This window comes from Streptomyces sp. NBC_00989, from assembly GCF_045162655.1.
Classification (GTDB): Bacteria; Actinomycetota; Actinomycetes; order Streptomycetales; family Streptomycetaceae; genus Streptomyces.
On sequence record NZ_CP108728.1, the window covers coordinates 7,013,496 to 7,029,368 of the forward strand.

At 69.4% G+C, this 15,873-nt stretch carries 16 protein-coding genes and 1 riboswitch; of the genes, 12 read left to right on the forward strand and 4 right to left on the reverse strand.

What is annotated here, in order from left to right:
- The first annotated feature begins 151 nt into the window (after positions 1-151).
- Positions 152-688 carry a GNAT family N-acetyltransferase gene (locus OG714_RS31230; RefSeq protein ID WP_406125969.1) on the forward strand — a complete coding sequence of 179 codons (537 nt, stop codon included), beginning with the start codon at positions 152-154 and terminating at the stop codon, positions 686-688.
- A gap of 12 nt (positions 689-700) precedes the next feature.
- On the opposite strand, the gene bcp is transcribed toward OG714_RS31230, so the two are convergent.
- The gene (bcp, locus tag OG714_RS31235; RefSeq protein WP_406125971.1) at positions 701-1,168 is read right to left on the reverse strand and encodes a thioredoxin-dependent thiol peroxidase; all 468 of its coding nucleotides are present in this window, start codon (positions 1,166-1,168) and stop codon (positions 701-703) included.
- 94 nt (positions 1,169-1,262) lie between these two features.
- Here bcp and OG714_RS31240 point away from each other — a divergent pair, with 94 nt between their 5' ends.
- The 3 genes from OG714_RS31240 (at position 1,263) to OG714_RS31250 (ending at position 2,501) form a co-directional block, all read left to right on the forward strand.
- A complete protein-coding gene (locus tag OG714_RS31240; RefSeq protein ID WP_406125973.1) occupies positions 1,263-1,610 on the forward strand; it encodes a DUF3618 domain-containing protein in 348 nt (115 codons plus the stop codon).
- Positions 1,611-1,666: 56 nt separating this feature from the next.
- Positions 1,667-2,023: a co-chaperone GroES gene (locus OG714_RS31245; RefSeq protein WP_026150372.1), complete on the forward strand. Its 357-nt coding sequence runs from the start codon at positions 1,667-1,669 to the stop codon at positions 2,021-2,023.
- Positions 2,024-2,068: 45 nt separating this feature from the next.
- Positions 2,069-2,146: riboswitch (guanidine-III (ykkC-III) riboswitch) on the forward strand.
- Between the two features lie 34 nt (positions 2,147-2,180).
- A complete protein-coding gene (locus tag OG714_RS31250; RefSeq protein WP_405948283.1) occupies positions 2,181-2,501 on the forward strand; it encodes a DMT family transporter in 321 nt (106 codons plus the stop codon).
- Between the two features lie 33 nt (positions 2,502-2,534).
- Here OG714_RS31250 and OG714_RS31255 read toward each other — a convergent pair whose 3' ends face one another.
- Positions 2,535-4,967, reverse strand: coding sequence for a transglycosylase domain-containing protein (locus OG714_RS31255; protein ID WP_406125976.1), 2,433 nt, complete (start codon positions 4,965-4,967; stop codon positions 2,535-2,537).
- 223 nt (positions 4,968-5,190) lie between these two features.
- On the opposite strand from OG714_RS31255, the gene OG714_RS31260 reads away from it, so the two are divergent.
- The 4 genes from OG714_RS31260 to OG714_RS31275 all read left to right on the forward strand — a co-directional run bounded on the left by OG714_RS31260 (position 5,191) and on the right by OG714_RS31275 (position 8,779).
- Positions 5,191-5,991, forward strand: a complete 801-nt coding sequence (locus OG714_RS31260; RefSeq protein WP_406125978.1) for an ABC transporter permease — start codon at positions 5,191-5,193, stop codon at positions 5,989-5,991.
- Between the two features lie 70 nt (positions 5,992-6,061).
- Positions 6,062-6,838 carry an ABC transporter permease gene (locus OG714_RS31265; RefSeq protein ID WP_406132026.1) on the forward strand — a complete coding sequence of 259 codons (777 nt, stop codon included), beginning with the start codon at positions 6,062-6,064 and terminating at the stop codon, positions 6,836-6,838.
- Between the two features lie 2 nt (positions 6,839-6,840).
- Complete coding sequence (locus OG714_RS31270; RefSeq protein WP_406125980.1) at positions 6,841-7,818, forward strand: ATP-binding cassette domain-containing protein; 978 nt, start codon at positions 6,841-6,843, stop codon at positions 7,816-7,818.
- 103 nt (positions 7,819-7,921) lie between these two features.
- Complete coding sequence (locus OG714_RS31275; protein ID WP_406125982.1) at positions 7,922-8,779, forward strand: DUF1707 domain-containing protein; 858 nt, start codon at positions 7,922-7,924, stop codon at positions 8,777-8,779.
- Positions 8,780-8,788: 9 nt separating this feature from the next.
- Here OG714_RS31275 and OG714_RS31280 read toward each other — a convergent pair whose 3' ends face one another.
- Positions 8,789-10,120, reverse strand: a complete 1,332-nt coding sequence (locus tag OG714_RS31280) for an SGNH/GDSL hydrolase family protein (RefSeq protein WP_406125983.1) — start codon at positions 10,118-10,120, stop codon at positions 8,789-8,791.
- A 104-nt stretch (positions 10,121-10,224) separates the two neighbouring features.
- Between OG714_RS31280 and OG714_RS31285 the strand changes: the two genes are divergently transcribed.
- From OG714_RS31285 to OG714_RS31295, 3 genes are all read left to right on the forward strand, one after another.
- A complete protein-coding gene (locus OG714_RS31285; RefSeq protein WP_406125985.1) occupies positions 10,225-11,577 on the forward strand; it encodes a DUF445 domain-containing protein in 1,353 nt (450 codons plus the stop codon).
- Positions 11,578-11,642: 65 nt separating this feature from the next.
- Complete coding sequence (locus OG714_RS31290; RefSeq protein ID WP_406125986.1) at positions 11,643-13,157, forward strand: MFS transporter; 1,515 nt, start codon at positions 11,643-11,645, stop codon at positions 13,155-13,157.
- 62 nt (positions 13,158-13,219) lie between these two features.
- The gene (locus OG714_RS31295; RefSeq protein WP_406125988.1) at positions 13,220-13,645 is read left to right on the forward strand and encodes a hypothetical protein; all 426 of its coding nucleotides are present in this window, start codon (positions 13,220-13,222) and stop codon (positions 13,643-13,645) included.
- Positions 13,646-13,939: 294 nt separating this feature from the next.
- Here OG714_RS31295 and OG714_RS31300 read toward each other — a convergent pair whose 3' ends face one another.
- Positions 13,940-14,260 (reverse strand): hypothetical protein, encoded by a 321-nt coding sequence (locus OG714_RS31300; RefSeq protein WP_406125990.1) that lies wholly within the window; start codon positions 14,258-14,260, stop codon positions 13,940-13,942.
- A 337-nt stretch (positions 14,261-14,597) separates the two neighbouring features.
- Here OG714_RS31300 and OG714_RS31305 point away from each other — a divergent pair, with 337 nt between their 5' ends.
- On the forward strand, positions 14,598-15,863 hold the full coding sequence (locus OG714_RS31305) for a DUF3500 domain-containing protein (protein ID WP_406125992.1): 1,266 nt from the start codon (positions 14,598-14,600) through the stop codon (positions 15,861-15,863).
- The last annotated feature ends 10 nt before the right edge of the window (positions 15,864-15,873 follow it).

Genomic DNA, 15,873 nt, shown 5'->3' on the forward strand with positions numbered 1-15,873 from the left:
CCCTCCGATCTCGACCACACGTTCGCGGCCTCGAACGGAGTAACGAGAGGCTTATCGGACAGTCACGCCCGAAACGTAAAGCGGTTGGTAGACTGCAAGTCGCTGAAGCCTTCCAGGAACGGACCCTTGTCCACCCCGGGAGGCTTTTTTCATGACCTCTTTCGCGGCAGCAGCGCACATACACGTACGACCAGCCACCCCCGCCGACCGTCCCACCGTCGAGCGGCTCTGGCTGATGTTCCGGCATGACATGTCCGAGTTCGGGACGGGCGAGCAGCTTCAACTGCCCAACCCGGACGGCACGTTCCGCAGCGAGCGGGTGGATGCGGCGTTCGGCGGCACGGATGGTGACTGGGCGCCGTATCTCTTCGTGAGCGGTGAGCGGCCCGTCGGGTTCGCCTTCGTGCGGGGGCTCAGTTCGGCTACCCGCGTCCTCAACAGCTTCTTCGTCGTGCGCGGGGCCCGGCGGGCCGGGGTCGGGATGGGGGCCGTGCGGGATGTCGTCGCTCGGCATCCGGGGAGTTGGGAGGTCGCTTTTCAGGACGCCAATCCGGGGGCCGTGGCGTTCTGGCGGCGGGTTGGCGACGAGCTCGCCCCGGGGGAGTGGGGCGAGGAGCGCAGGCCGGTGCCGGGGCCGGCCGACCTGCCTCCCGATGTGTGGATCTCGTTCAGGTACGGAGGTGCATAGAGACCTGGTCGGCTAGATGTCCAGGTCCTTGATGATCTTCGCCACGTGGCCCGTCGCGCGGACGTTGTACAGCGCGTGTTCGACCTTGCCGGACTCGTCCACGATGATCGTGGAGCGGATCACGCCCATGTAGGTCTTGCCGTAGTTCTTCTTCTCGCCGAAGGCCGCGTAGGCGTCGAGGGCCTTCTTGTCGGGGTCCGCGAGGAGGGTGATCCTGAGGTTCTCCTTCTCGCGGAACTTGGCGAGCTTCTCCGGCTTGTCGGGGGAGATGCCGATGACGTCGTAGCCGGCGCCCGTCAGCAGTTCCAGGTTGTCCGTGAAGTCGCAGGCCTGCTTGGTGCAGCCGGGGGTCAGGGCCGCCGGGTAGAAGTAGACGATGACCTTGCGGCCCTTGTGGTCGGCGAGGGAGACCTCGTTGCCGTCGGCGTCGGGGAGCGTGAAGGCGGGGGCAACGTCCCCGGGCTGGAGTCGTTCACTCATCGCGCTAGCGTAACCGGGGGTGCTGACAGTGCACTCCGCGCGAGAGCTGACAGACTGTCCGGCACAAGTACCAGCAGACTTCGGAGGCCGTACGGTGACGGACACGTCGAACACGCCGGACACCAGAACCCCGGCGCAGATCGAGGCGGACATCAAGCGTCGCCGCGATGTCCTCGCCGACACCCTCGACGAGATCGGGGTGCGGGTGCACCCGAAGACCATCGTGGGCGACGCGAAGGCCAAGGTCGCGTCGAGCATCGATCACACCCTCGGCAGGGCGTACGTCGGCGTCAACCGGGTCGTGAGTGACGTCAAGGGTCGGTTCGTGGACGAAGAGGGTGCGCCGCGCGTCGAGCGGATCGTTCCTGTAGCCCTGGTCGCCGTCGGCGTCGTGGGCCTGTTCGTCCTCGGGTCCCGGCGTCGCAGTGGCCGTAAGGGCTGAAACCGTGGGTGACCCGCCCGCGTACGGACGGGTCCTGGGCAGGTAGGTTCGTGGGCGTGAGCGCCAAGAGAGACGAGCAGAGCACCCAGCACGACAAGCTGCCCATCCGGATGCTGCACGACCGTGTGCTCGTGCGGCAGGACAAGAGCGAGGGCGAGCGGCGTTCGGGTGGCGGGATCCTGATTCCCGCGACGGCCGCGGTGGGGCGGCGGCTGGCCTGGGCCGACGTCGTCGCGGTGGGTCAGAACGTGCGGACCGTGGAGCCCGGCGACCGGGTCCTGTACGACCCCGAGGACCGCGCCGAGGTCGAGGTGCGCGGGGTCGCCTACGTCCTCATGCGTGAGCGGGATCTGCACGCCGTGGCCGCCGACCGGTTCGAGGGGTCCGAGGACTCGACCGGCCTGTATCTGTAACCCCGTACCTTGAGGGGCTGGTGACCATCGTCACCAGCCCCTTTTGCCGTCCCTTTGCTACGTTGGAGGGGAACCCGACGAGACGCGCCGTACCGGGACAGCGACACGGAAAGACGACGCACCCCCGTTCAGTACGTACGTCTCGGAGGTGCCTGTCATGGCCTGGGTTCTGCTCGTCGTCGCCGGTCTGCTCGAAGTCGGCTGGTCGATCGGGATGAAGTACACGGACGGCTTCACGCGGCTTGTCCCCAGCGTGTTCACCGGCGCCGGGATCGTCGCCAGCATGCTGCTGCTGTCGTACGCCGCGAAGTCCCTGCCCATCGGTACCGCCTACGGCGTGTGGGTCGGGATCGGTGCCGCGGGGGCGGCGGTGCTCGGCATGGTGGTGCTGGGGGAGCCGGTCACCGCCGCCCGGATCTTCTTCGTGTCTCTGCTGCTGGTCGCCGTGGTGGGGCTGAAGGCGACCTCCGGTCACTGAGACCGGCGGTCACCCCCCCCGTAAAACCGGCTGTCACTCTTTCTTGCGACCCGTGCTCTGTGGGCCCGCCGTCGTCCCGCTGGTCGACGTGCCCTCGGTGGTGCCGTCCGTCGTGGTGCCCGTGGTGCCACCCGTCGTCGTGGTCCCGCCGTCCGTGGTCGTGCCCGTCGTGCCGCCGTCGGTGGTGGTCGTGCCGCCGTCCGTCGTCGTGCCGCCCGTGGTCGTGGTGCCCGTCGTGCCGCCGGTCGTCGTGGTGTCGCCGCCGGTGGTCGTCGTACCCCCGTCGGTCGTGCCGCCCTGCGTCTGGCCCTGGGTGTCCGGGCCGCCGGTGGTGGTCGTGCCGCCGTTGTCCTGGTTGCCCGTCGTCGCCGACTGGGTGGGCTGGAGGCTCGGGGGTGCGACCGTCTCGGCGCCGTCCTGGAGCTGGAGGTCGAAGTCGCTCGCCTCGGTGCCCTTGAGGGCGGACTTGGTGAACTGGGCCCAGATCTCGGCGGGCGCCCCGCCGCCGTTGACGCGGGGGAGGCCCATCGCGCCGTAGAGCGACTTGTGGGCGGCGGTGGTCGGGTCCTGGCCCATCACCGAGACGACCGTCGCCAGGTCCGGGGTGTAGCCCGCGAACCAGGCCGCCGTGTCCTCCTCCGCCGTGCCGGTCTTGCCGGCCGCCGGGCGGTCGGCGCCCTGGGCCGCGGTCGCCGTGCCGTTGTCGACGACGCTCTGCAGGACCGAGGTCGTGGTGTCGGCGGACTCGCGGCTCACCGCGCGGGTCGTCTTGTCGGCCGGCAGCTTGATGTCGCTCGTGCCGTCCTTGGTGATCTTCGAGATCATCGTGTAGGTGTGCCGCTCACCGTGGTTGGCGAGGGTGGCGTACGCCTCCGCCATGTCGAGGACGCTCGCGGTGGACGGGCCGAGCGCGATGGACGGGGTGGCGGTCAGGTCCGGGGTGTCGGACGGGATGCCGAGGTCGATCGCCGTCCGCTTCACCTTGTCGGGGCCCACGTCGACCGCCATCTGCGCGTACACCGAGTTGACGGACTTGTCCGTCGCCGTACGGACGGTGATGTCGCCGTACGAGGCCTCGTCCTCGTTCTCGGGGGCGTACGAGCCGCCGTTCCAGCCTTCCACGGGGCGCTTGTTGGTGCCGTCGTAGTAGGTGTTCGGCGTGATCGTCTGGCCGTCCTGGGTCTGCGAGTCGTTCTGGATGGCCGAGGCGAGGACGAACGGCTTGAAGGTGGAGCCCACTTGGAAGTCGCCGCGGGTCGCGCCGTTCGTGTACTGCTTCACGTAGTCGATGCCGCCGTACATCGCGACGATCTTGCCGGTCTTGGGGTCGACCGAAGCCCCGCCCGCGCGCACGTAGTTGTCGACCTTGCGGCTCTTCTTGTCGAGCTTGGACATGACTTGGTCGTTGACGGCCTTCACGAAGGCGTCCTGCTTGCTCTTCTGGAGCGTGGTGGTGATGCGGTAGCCGCCCGCTTCGAGGGTGTCCGCGTCGACGATCTTGTTGGTGGTGAGGTAGTCCTTGATCGCGCCGACGATGTAACCCCGCTGCCCGGACATGCTCGTCGAGGCCGTGGCCTCCTTCGGCATGGGGAACTTCATGCCGGCGCGCGCGGACTCGGTGAGCCAGCCCTTCTTGACCATGCCGTCGAGCACGTAGTTCCAACGGGCCACCGCCGCGGCCTTGTTCTCGGGATGCGCCACGACGTCGTACTCGCTCGGCGCGTTCAGCAGTGCGGCGAGGTAGGCGCCGCGGCCGGCGTCGAGTTCGGTGGCGTCCTTGCCGTAGTAGGCCTGGGCGGCGGCCTGGATGCCGTAGGCGTTGCGGCCGAAGTAGCTGGTGTTGAGGTAGCCCTCCAGGATCTCGGCCTTGGACTCCGTGCGGTCCAGCTTGATCGAGATGAAGAACTCCTTCACCTTGCGGGTGACGGTCTGTTCCTGGCCCAGGTAGTAGTTCTTGACGTACTGCTGGGTGATCGTCGAGCCGGACTGGGTGCCCTTGCCGGTCGCGGTGTTCCACGCGGCGCGGACCATCGCCTTGGGGTCGACGGCGGACTCGGTGAAGAAGTCCCGGTCCTCGGCGGCCAGTACGGCGTGCTGGGCGTTCGCGGAGATCTGGGCGAGGCCGACGTTCTCCCGGTTGACCTCGCCGTCGCGGGCCAGTTGGGAGCCGTCCGCGTACAGGTACACGTTGGACTGCTTGGTGGCGAGCGCGTTGGCCGGCGGGATCTTGACCATCGAGTAGCCGAGGTAGAACGCGCCGATCAGCAGCGCGACGAGCGCGATGAACCCGGCGAGCGTCATGCGCCAGGTCGGGATGATCCGGCGCCATCCGGTGCGCTTGGGCCGCTTCGGCTTCTTGGGCTTCCCGCCCCCGGGCGCCCCGGGCGCCTCGGGTGCGGCGGCCGCTTCCGGCTCTCTCGGTGCCCAGCCCTGGTTCGGCTGCTGCGGCTGCGGCTGGTCGCTCATGTCGTGCACGGACTCCTGTTTCGCGTCGTACGGTCCCCTACGCCCTCGCGTACGTTCCTGTACGGCCTTGTGCGCTTCTGCGCCCCCAGACGAAGACTCTCGCACCATGCGTTCCGTTCCCGCCGATCGGCACGCACTTGCCCGGAAAATGCGTGGCGTGCGTCACCACCTGCGGACTAGGCTCCTGCGCTTCGGTGTCAAGAGGCGGTGGAGGGTGGTTTCTGTGGGCGCTGGGCGGTTGTACGCGGCCGTCGCGGCGGGGGGTTTCAGGCGGTACGCGACGTACCGGGCGGCGACGCTCGCCGGGGTGTTCACCAACACGGTCTTCGGTGTCGTCCTCGTCTACACGTATCTGGCGCTGTGGGACGAGCGGCCGCATCTCGGGGGGTACGACCAGGCGCAGGCGGTGACGTACGTGTGGCTCGGGCAGTGCCTGTACGCGACGCTGGCGATCCAGGGCGGCGGGTTCGAGAAGGACCTGATGGAGCGGATCCGTACCGGTGACATCGCCGTCGACCTGTACCGGCCGGCCGACCTCCAACTGTGGTGGCTGGCAAGCGACTTCGGGCGGGCGCTGTTCCAGCTGCTGGGCCGGGGCGTGATCCCGTTCGTGTTCGGCTCGCTGTTCTTCCCGATGGCGCTGCCCACGGACGTGACGTCCTGGGCGGCTCTCCTGGTGTCGCTGCTGCTGGCGATCCTCGTCAGTTTCGGCATCCGCTATCTCGCGGCGCTGAGTGTGTTCTGGCTGATGGACGGCACGGGCATCAACCAGGCCATGATGATCCTGGGGATCTTCTGCTCGGGCATGGTGCTCCCGCTGAACGCCTTCCCGGGCGTGCTCGGCGATGTCGTCCGGGCACTGCCGTGGGCGGCGCAGATCCAGATGCCCGCGGACGTGCTGATGGGGAAGACCGATCCGCTCCACGCGTACGCCTTCCAGGCGACCTGGGCGGTGGTGCTGCTCACGGCGGGGCGGCTGATGCAGTCGGCGGCTACGCGGAGGGTGGTGGTGCAGGGTGGTTGAGACGACCCACCGGAGCGAGTACCGGACGGAGGAACTCCCGCGCTGGCGCGAGGGGTTGCGCGCCTACGGGATGATCGCCGGGATGTGGATCCGGTCGAGCATGGCCTACCGCGCGTCCTTCGTCATCACCGTGATCGGCAACCTGCTGGTGACCGGCCTGGACTTCGTCACGATCCTGCTGATGTTCTCGCAGGTCCACTCGCTGGGCGGCTGGTCCCTGCCCGAAGTCGCCTTCCTCTACGGCCTGTCGGCGACCGCGTTCGGCATCTCCGACCTGGTCCTCGGCTCGATGGACGTGCTCGGCGCCCGCATCCGCGACGGCTCCTTCGACACGCTGCTGGTGCGTCCGGCACCGGTGCTGGCGCAGATCGGCGCGGACCGGTTCGCGCTGCGCCGCCTGGGCCGGATCACCCAGGGCGGCCTGGTGCTGGGGTGGGCGCTGTTCCACATCGACGTCAACTGGACTGTCGGGAAGCTGCTGTTGGTGCCGATGATGCTGGTCTGCGGCGCGGCGATCTTCGGGGCGCTGTTCGTGGCGGGCGCGGCCTTCCAGATCCTGGCGCAGGACGCGGCCGAGGTGCAGAACGCGTTCACGTACGGCGGCAACACCCTGCTGTCGTATCCGCCGGCCGTGTTCGGCAAGGACTTCGTGCGGGGCGTGACCTTCATGCTGCCGCTCGCCTTCGTCAACTGGGTGCCCGCCTCCTATGTGTTGGGGCGGCCGTACCCGCTGGATCTGCCGGCGGGGGCCGCGTTCGCGTCGCCGCTGGTGGCACTCGCCTTCTGCGCGCTGGCCGGGCTGGCCTGGCGGGCGGGGCTCAAGTCGTACCGAAGCACGGGGAGTTGAGGGTGACAGAGCAGGCGTTCATCGAGCTGGACCGCGTCGAGAAGGTCTTCGACGTGCGCAAGAAGACCGGGTTCATGAAGCGGGAACGGCGGCAGGTGCGGGCCGTCGACTCGATCTCCTTCGGCGTCGCCCGCGGTGAGATGGTCGGCTACATCGGTCCGAACGGCGCCGGGAAGTCGACCACCATCAAGATGCTGACCGGCATCCTCACCCCGTCCGGCGGCCGGCTGCGGGTCGCCGGCATCGACCCGTCGCGCGAACGCACCCGCCTCGCGCACCGCATCGGCGTGGTCTTCGGCCAGCGGACCACCCTCTGGTGGGACCTCCCGCTGATCGACTCGTACAACCTGATGCACCGCATGTACCGCATCCCCGACGCCCGTTACGCCGAGAACCTCGACCGCTGTGTCGAACTCCTCGAACTGGGCGCCCTGTTGGACGTCCCCGTACGACAGCTCTCCCTCGGCCAGCGGATGCGCGGCGACATCGCGGCGGCCCTGCTGCACGACCCCGAGGTGCTCTACCTCGACGAACCGACCATCGGCCTCGACGTCATCTCCAAGGCCAAAGTCCGTGAGTTCCTCCGGGACTTGAACGCCGAGCAGGGCACCACGGTCCTCCTCACCACCCACGACCTCCAGGACATCGAGCAGCTGTGCTCGCGCGTGATGGTCATCGACCACGGGCGCCTGATGTACGACGGCCCTCTCGCCGGGCTGCACGAGGCGGGGGAGAGCGAGCGGACCCTGGTGGTGGACCTGGAACGGGAGTTGCCCCCGATCGAGGTGCCGGACGCGCGGGTCGTGAAGGTGGAGGGCCCGAGGCAGTGGCTGGCGTTCCCGGCGTCGGAGTCGGCGGCTCCACTGGTCGCGCGGATCGCGGCGGAGTACCCGATGGTGGACCTGTCGGTACGCGAGCCGGACATCGAGGCGGTCATCGCCAAGATGTACGCGGAACAGGCGGAGAAAGCGGTGTCGTGAGAGACGGGGGCGGCGGTCTCGTGACCCCGCGTGAAGCGACCCGGTAGCCCTTCGTGAAATGAGCTCATAGCCCTGCGCGGAGTGACCTCGTAGGCTGCTCTGTATGACCGACGACGCAGTCCCGGAGCTCCGCGCATCCGACGCCGACCGTGAGCGAGTCGCCGAGGTACTGCGCGACGCCGTCGCGGAGGGCCGCCTCGACATGGAGGAGTTCGAGGAGCGCCTGGAAGCGACCTACAAGGCGCGGACGTACGGCGAACTCGCCCCCATCACCCGGGACCTGCCGGTCGCCGGGGTCACCCCGCCGCCGGTGAACATGGTCAAGGAGCCGGTGGACAGCGGGAGTTGGGCCGGGCGGATCGTCGGCGGCGAGGGGTCCTCGACCGGCGCCGTGGCCATCCTGTCGGGATTCCAGCGCAAGGGCCGTTGGACGGTCCCGAAGCGGTTCACCTGCTTCTCCTTCTTCGGCGGCGGCGACATCGACCTGCGCGAGGCGGACTTCGCGGACCGCGAGGTCGAGATCAACTGCATCGCGATCATGGGCGGAGTCCAGGTCACCGTGCCGCCGGGCGTCGAGGTCGTCGTCCGCGGCATCGGCATCATGGGCGCCTTCGACCAGAGCCAGGAGGGCGTGCGCGGCGACCCGGGCGCCCCGCGCGTGATCCTCACGGGCTTCGCCTTCTGGGGCGGCGTCGGCGTGGAACGCAAGGTGACCCGGGCGGAACGCCAGCGGCTCAAGGAGGAGCGGCGCCAGGAGAAGCTGGAACGCGGCTCGTCCGCCAAGCAGCTCTACGGCTCCCACCGCGACGCCCTGTCGGGCCTGCACGACGCCCACCGCGAGGCCATGGACGAGCACCGCGACGCGCTGCGACGCCGGCACGAGGAGCGCAGGGAACGGCACGAGGAGCGACGTGAGCGGCACCGGGAGCGGCGGGAGCGCAGGCACCGGGACTGGGACTGACTCGCCGGGTCACAGCTGGGCGGGGACCGCGCCCTTGAGGTCCGCCAGGTCGATCGTGCGGCCCATTTTCCGGTAGCCCCGGTCGCTGGGGTGGAGATGGTCGCCCGAGTCGTACTCCGAGGCGAACCTGCGCGGGGCGTACGGGTCGCGGAGCGCCTTGTCGAAGTCGACGACGGCGTCGTAGACCGTGCCCTTCCTGATCGCCGCGTTGACCTGCTGGCGTACGGCCTCGCGGGCCGCCGTGTACCGGAAGTAGTCGCCGAAGGGCATCAGGGTCGCGCCGATGACCTTGATGCCGCGGGCGTGGGCCTGGCGGACCAGGGTGCGCAGGCCGGTGAGGACATGGTCGGCCTCGGCGCCGTGCAGGACGTCGTTGACGCCGAGGTCGACGACGACGACCTTGACGTTCGGGCGGCCCAGGACGTCACGGGTGAAGCGTGCGAGGCCGCTCTGGTTCATGGCGGGGCGGCCGGTGAGGCTCGTGAGTATCTGGTTGCCGCTGATGCCCTCGTTGACGACGCTGTAGCGCGGCACGTCCTGCCCGGCGGCGACGGCCGCGCGCAGCCGCTGCGAAAAGGCGTCCGGCCAGCGGCGGTTGGCGCTCTCCGTCGAGGTGGACCCGTCGGTGATCGAGTCGCCGAACGCGACGACCGTGCCGTCCGCCTGGTCGCTCAGCACGTCCACCGCGGTCAAGTAGCGCCAGACCGCGGTGCGTTCGCGGTACGGCGTGCCGGTCGCGTCCTCGGCGTGGTCGCCCTCGGCGAGGAAGGAGATCTGTCGCGCGTACGGGTGGTAGGTGGCCGGTCCCGACGCGGTGGGGGAGTAGGTGGTGACCAACAGGTCGGCGCCCGAGGGGACTTGGAGGCGCACGGCGTCGCTGAGGGTCTGCCGCCCGGCCGGGACGGTGACCGAGGTCGCGCCGCCGAAGGTGAGCCGTCGCATGGTGCCCTCGGCCGCGGCGGAGCTGTTGTGGGCGACGGCGACGGCGATCGAGGCGTGCGTGACGGTGAGCGGGGACCGGCCGTAGAGGTTGGAGAGGGTGATCCGGGCGCCCGTACCGCCGGCGCTCGTGTGGACGAGGTTGCGCACCGAGCGGCCCGCCATGCCGGTCCGCTCCGTGCCGGTCTCGCCGCCGACCGGGGCGGCGGCCCAGGCGCCCACCCAGGTGCCGGCCGAGGCGGGGGCGGCGGAGTTGCCGCCGGAGCGTGAGCCGGCGGAGTTCTTCCCGTCGTCGCCCCGGCTTCCGTCGCCGGCGGAGGCCCCGACGTATATGCAGACGGAAAGGACCGCGATCAAGGTGATGATCGCGGACAGTAGGGCATAACCACGAGGCTTGGTCACGCGGTGGGTCTCCTCGGGTGAGTGGCAGGGCCCTGCCATTTTGCCCGATCGGGTGACTGCGGGAACTCCTGTTCCGTTCCGGGAGTCGGTCAGGAAGGGACAATATGTACGGTACCGGCGAACGGGTGGAGCGGATGGAACGTACCGAAGCGGGGGCGGTGGCGGGCACCGAGAGTGACGGGTCCCGCCGCACGATGACCACGTTCAGCGCGGCCGACCAGGAGCGACAGCGCGGCGTCCGCCGGATGAAACTGACGGCACTCGCCCTGTTGCTCTTCGTGGCCGTCGTCTACGTGCTCGCGAAGTGGGCGTCGAACTCGGGCGCCGGTCCCTGGGCGGGCTATGTCGCCGCGGCGGCCGAGGCGGGCATGGTCGGCGCGATGGCCGACTGGTTCGCGGTCACGGCCCTCTTCCGCCGCCCGCTGGGCCTGCCCATCCCGCACACCGCGATCATCCCCACCAAGAAGGACCAACTGGGCGTCTCCCTGGGCGAGTTCGTCGGAGAGAACTTCCTCTCCGAGGAGGTCGTACGACAGCGCCTGCGCGCGGTCGGCATCGGCAGCCGCCTCGGCGCCTGGCTGGCCGTACCGGACCACGCGGACCGGGTGACGGCCGAGCTGTCGGCGGCCCTGCGCGGCGCGCTCACCGTCCTGCGGGACTCCGACGTCCAGGCGATCGTCGGCGAGGCCATCACCCGCCGCGCCGACGCCCAGGAGATCGCGCCCGGGATAGGGAAGACGCTGGAGAAGATCGTCGCCGACGGCGGTCACAAACGGGTCGTGGACCTGGTCGTCTCGCGTGCGCACGACTGGCTCGTCCTGCACGACGAGCAGGTCATGGACGCGGTCGAGGGCGGGGCGCCCGGCTGGACCCCGAGGTTCGTCGACAAGCGGATCGGTGAGCGCGTCTACAAGGAACTGCTGCGCTTCGTCACCGAGATGCGCGACATGCCCTCCCACCCGGCCCGCGGCGCCCTGGACCGCTTCCTCGGCGACTTCGCCGCCGACCTCCAGTCCGACACGGAGACCCGCGCGCGCGTGGAGCGCCTCAAGGGCGAGGTCCTCGGCCGCGGCGAGGTCCAGGACCTGATCGCCAGCGCCTGGACGTCCGTACGCTCGATGATCGTGTCCGCCGCCGAGGACGAGCGCAGTGAGCTACGGCTGCGGGTGCGGGCCTCGCTGCTGTCGCTGGGCGCGCGGATGGCCGTGGAACCGAAGCTCCAGGCGAAGGTCGACGGCTGGGTCGAGGGCGCGGCGGTGTACGTCGTGACGACCTACCGCAAGGAGATCACCTCCCTGATCACGGACACGGTGGCCGGCTGGGACGCCGAGCACACCACCCGGAAGATCGAGGCGAACATCGGCCGTGACCTGCAGTTCATCCGGATCAACGGCACGGTGGTGGGGTCGTTGGTGGGGTTGTTGATCTATACGGTGACGCGGCTGGTAGGCGTGTAGGCGGGGTGTAGGGGGCGATTCCCGGGGGCACCCGGAGGGGGTTCGCTCGACGAGGAGGAACCCCGATGGCCAGTGCGAGTGCGAGTGAGGGCGCGAGTGCCGGGACCCCGGCAGGGAGTGGTGGTGGCCGGACGATCACCTCGTCCATCCCCGCCCGCCTGGACCGCCTTCCGTGGTCCCGCTGGCACTGGACGATCGTCATCGGGCTCGGCACCGTATGGATCCTCGACGGCCTGGAGGTCACGGTCGTCGGCAACATCGCGGGCCGCCTCTCCGAGCCCGGCAGCGGACTGCCGATCAGCTCCGGCCAGATCACCGGCATCGCGGCGGCGCTGTATGTGGCGGGCGCCTGCGTGGGCGCCCTGTTCTGGGGCCGGCTCACCGACCTCTACGGCCGTAAAAAGCTCTTCATGATCACGCTGGTGGTGTATTTGGCGGCGACGGCCCTCACCGCGGCCTCCTTCTCCACCTGGTGGTTCTTCACGTTCCGCTTCCTCACCGGCTTCGGCATCGGCGGCGAGTACGCGGCGATCAACTCCGCGATCGACGAACTGATCCCGGCGTACTGCCGAGGCCGCGTCGACCTCATCATCAACGGCAGCTTCTGGGTGGGCGCGGTGGGCGGTTCGCTGCTGTCGATCCTCGCGCTGAACACGAGCATCTTCGCGGCGGACGTGGGCTGGCGGCTGACCTTCGCGCTGGGCGCCGTACTCGCCCTGGTGATCCTTCTCGTACGACGCCACGTCCCGGAGAGCCCGCGCTGGCTGCTGATCCACGGGCGGGACCGCGAGGCGGACGAGGTGGTGACGTCCATCGAGCGCCGGATCGAAGCCGAGCAGGGGCGTCAACTGCCGCCCGCCGAGGGCGAGATCACCATCCACCAGCGCAGGAGTGTCTCGTTCGCGGAGATCGCCCGCACGATCTTCCGCGACTACCCGAAGCGCGCCACGTTGGGTTTCTCCCTCTTCATCGGACAGGCGTTCCTCTACAACGCGATCACCTTCGGCTTCGGCGCGATCCTGACGAAGTTCTTCAACGTGCCGACGGGCAACACCGGTTACTACTTCGCGGTCATCGCCGTCGGCAACTTCCTGGGCCCGCTGCTGCTGGGCAGGCTCTTCGACACGGTCGGCCGCCGGGTGATGATCTCGTCGACGTACCTGCTCTCGGGGTTGTTGTTGTTCGGTACGGCCTGGCTGTTCGACCGGGGTTCGCTGAGCGCGACCACGATGACGGCGTGCTGGTGCGCGGTCCTGTTCTTCGCGTCGGCGGGCGCGTCCAGCGCGTACCTGACGGTCTCGGAGATCTTCCCGATGGAGACCCGGGCGATGTCGATCGCCTTCTTCTACGCCCTGGGTACGGCGGCCGGTGGCATCAGCGGGCCGCTGCTCTTCGCGGACCTCACGGGGACGGGGAAGGTCGGCGACACGGTCCTCGCGTTCCAGATCGGGGCGGTGCTGATGTGTGCGGCGGGGCTGGTGGCGGCGGTGCTGGCGGTGCGGGCGGAGGGGCGGTCGCTGGAGGACGTGGCCCGGCCGTTGACGGCGGTCGACGCGAAACCGGCTTCGGCATCCCCGTGACCCCGGGGATCTGAGTACTCGTACTCTGTCGCGGTTCCGGCCGCGGAGGAACCCTCGTACACATGACCGAGAAGCTGCTGAGCCCCCTGCGGACGCGCCCCTGGCCGGAACGCTGGCTGACCCGGACGCTCGGGGCGGGGGTCGCGGCGGCGGCGTACGCCGGGTGCGTTCCGTCGGGATCGGTGCCGGTGTCGGTGTCGGGCGAGGTGTCCGGTGGTGGTGGGGTGCTGCTCGCGGTGATCCTGGTGTGTCTGGCGGGCTACTTCGGTCACCGGGACGATCTGGCCTGGCCGTTGCTGCTGGTGGCGGTGCCGCCGACGGTGCAGATGTACGTGTCGTTCGAGTCGGAACAGCCGCTGGCGTGGGCGTTCGCGACGCTGGTGATCGCGGCGGGGGTGCTGATCGCGGCGACGGTGGGACGTTGTTTCCGGCCGCGCGAGGAGGACCCGACGGACGGTCTGCTGTGCGCCGCGGCCCATCGGCCGTGAGGAGGGGCGGGTTGTCGTCTGCGGGTGCGTGGGGGCTGGTCGCGCCCACGCGGCGGAGCCGCACATTGATACAGCCTCGCGCCCCTGGGTGGGTGGGGGTGCGGCTTCGTTCTGGGTGCGGGTGCGTTGTGGTTCGCCTGCGGTTTGTTGGGGGGCGGCGCCGCGCCGGGGGGTCTCCGTCCTCGGATTGGCGCGGGGGCTGTTGGTCATCGGCTCGGGCGTGCTTGACGCGCCAACCGCTGCGGGCGGACACCCCCCGACACGTCGCCTTGCCGCCGTACGCGGCCGACGGAGTCACGCCTGCCGGTCGGCGACCGCCCAGGATGCGAGGGCTACGGCGCCGGCGACCCCGAAGACGGCGGGCCAGGCGCCGATCTTCTTGGCCAGCGGGTGGGAACCGGCGAACGCGGCGACGTAGGCGACGGTGAGTGCCCCCGCCGCCTTGCCGCCGGCCCGCGCCCGCCACTGCTGGGCGGCGGTGGCGCCGGCCACGGCCAGGACGACCCCGCCGAGCTGTCGCTTCCTGGTCCAGCGGGCCACGCCGTACCCACCGATCAGTCCGCTCGCGGCGACCACCGCGCTGGGAACACCGCGGACGCTGGGGACCTTGGTCATGACGTGCCTCCTGGGGCGGCGGATCGGTTGATAGCAGGGAATCCTATCTGGTCGATAAGAGGCGCCTGTCATCGGCATAAGTGAATTATCTGAATTCAATTCGCATTGCTGTGGAACCTGAAATTATTGTGTCCACGTGACGATCCATTGAGATTCCGGTAAGAAACTCGATAATCTTGTCAACAATCGCGCCAACGGGCGGCCGGCTGCCCGCTGCGTGTTTCTCACCCCTGCCACCCCTGCTTGCGACCGCTGACGAGCGGGCGATCCATGCTGCCCACGTGGCGGGGACGTCGTTCTGGAATTGCCAGAACCGCTGGAATCGAAGGAGTCGTTCGTGAGTAGAGAAAGAACCCGCCTGGTGCGTACGAGACGGACCTGGCGCGGAATAGCCGGAGCCGTCACGGCAGTCGTGCTGGTCGGCGGCGGTTTTGCCGTGGCGAATGCCTCCACGGATACGCAAACGGGTAAATCGGCCGCGGGCGCCAAGCACCCGGTCGACAAGAAGGCCACCGGCACCGGTGCCGTGGTCAGCGCGGCCAACGAGTTCCTGAACACCCTGGACGCCGACCAGCAGGCGGAGGTGCTGCTGGACTTCTCGCAGGCCAACGCGACCGCGTGGTCGAACCTCCCGTGCGGCTCGACCTGCCGTCCCGGCATCCAGCTGGGCTCCCTGACGGACACTCAACTCGCCGCCGCCATGAAGGTGGTGAAGCTCGCCACGGGCACCGGCAAGGGCACCGGGTACGACCAGATCACCCAGATCCTCAAGGCCGACGACGTGCTCAACGCCGCACAGGCCACCAGTTCCGCCGGTCCGGCCCCGTCGGACACCGCGTCGAGCACGGCCTCCGCCGACCCGTCCGCGAGCGCGACGGCCACCGACGCCCCGACCGACGTCCCGACCGGCACCCCGCCGTCCGGTGGCGCCGGCGGTGGAATGGGCGGCTACGGCAGCGGCGTCTACTTCCTCGCGTTCCTCGGCACCCCCTCGGTGACCGGCACCTGGCAGCTGCACTTCGGCGGCCACCACCTCGCCGTGAACCAGACCTACAAGAAGGGCAAGGTGGCGGGCGCCAGCCCGTTCTTCGTCGGTGTCGAGCCCAGCAGCTGGACCGACGACGACGGCACCACTTACTCGCCCCTGGACGCGCAGCGCAACGGCATGCTCGCCCTGACCGGCAGCCTGAGCACGGAACAGCTGGCCACCGCCAAGCTGACCGAGTCGTTCAGCGACGTGCTCCTCGGCCCGGGTGAGGACGGCCAGTTCCCGGCGACCAAGGAAGGCATCAAGGTCAGCTCGCTGTCACCCAAGCAGCAGCAGCTGGTCCTGAAGGCCATCCACCCCTGGATCGCCAACGTGGACGACGCCACCGCCAAGAAGCTCATGAAGACGTACGCGCATGAGCTGAACGAGACCTACGTCGGCTACTCCGGCGGCACCGCGCTCGACACCCAGGGCGACTACGTGCGCATCGACGGCCCGGGTGTGTGGATCGAGTTCGTCTGCCAGAACGGTCTCGTCTTCCAGGGCAAGGTCCACTACCACACCGTGTACCGCGACCACACCCGCGACTACGGCAGCGAGTTCACCTTCTCATGACCCGACCGCG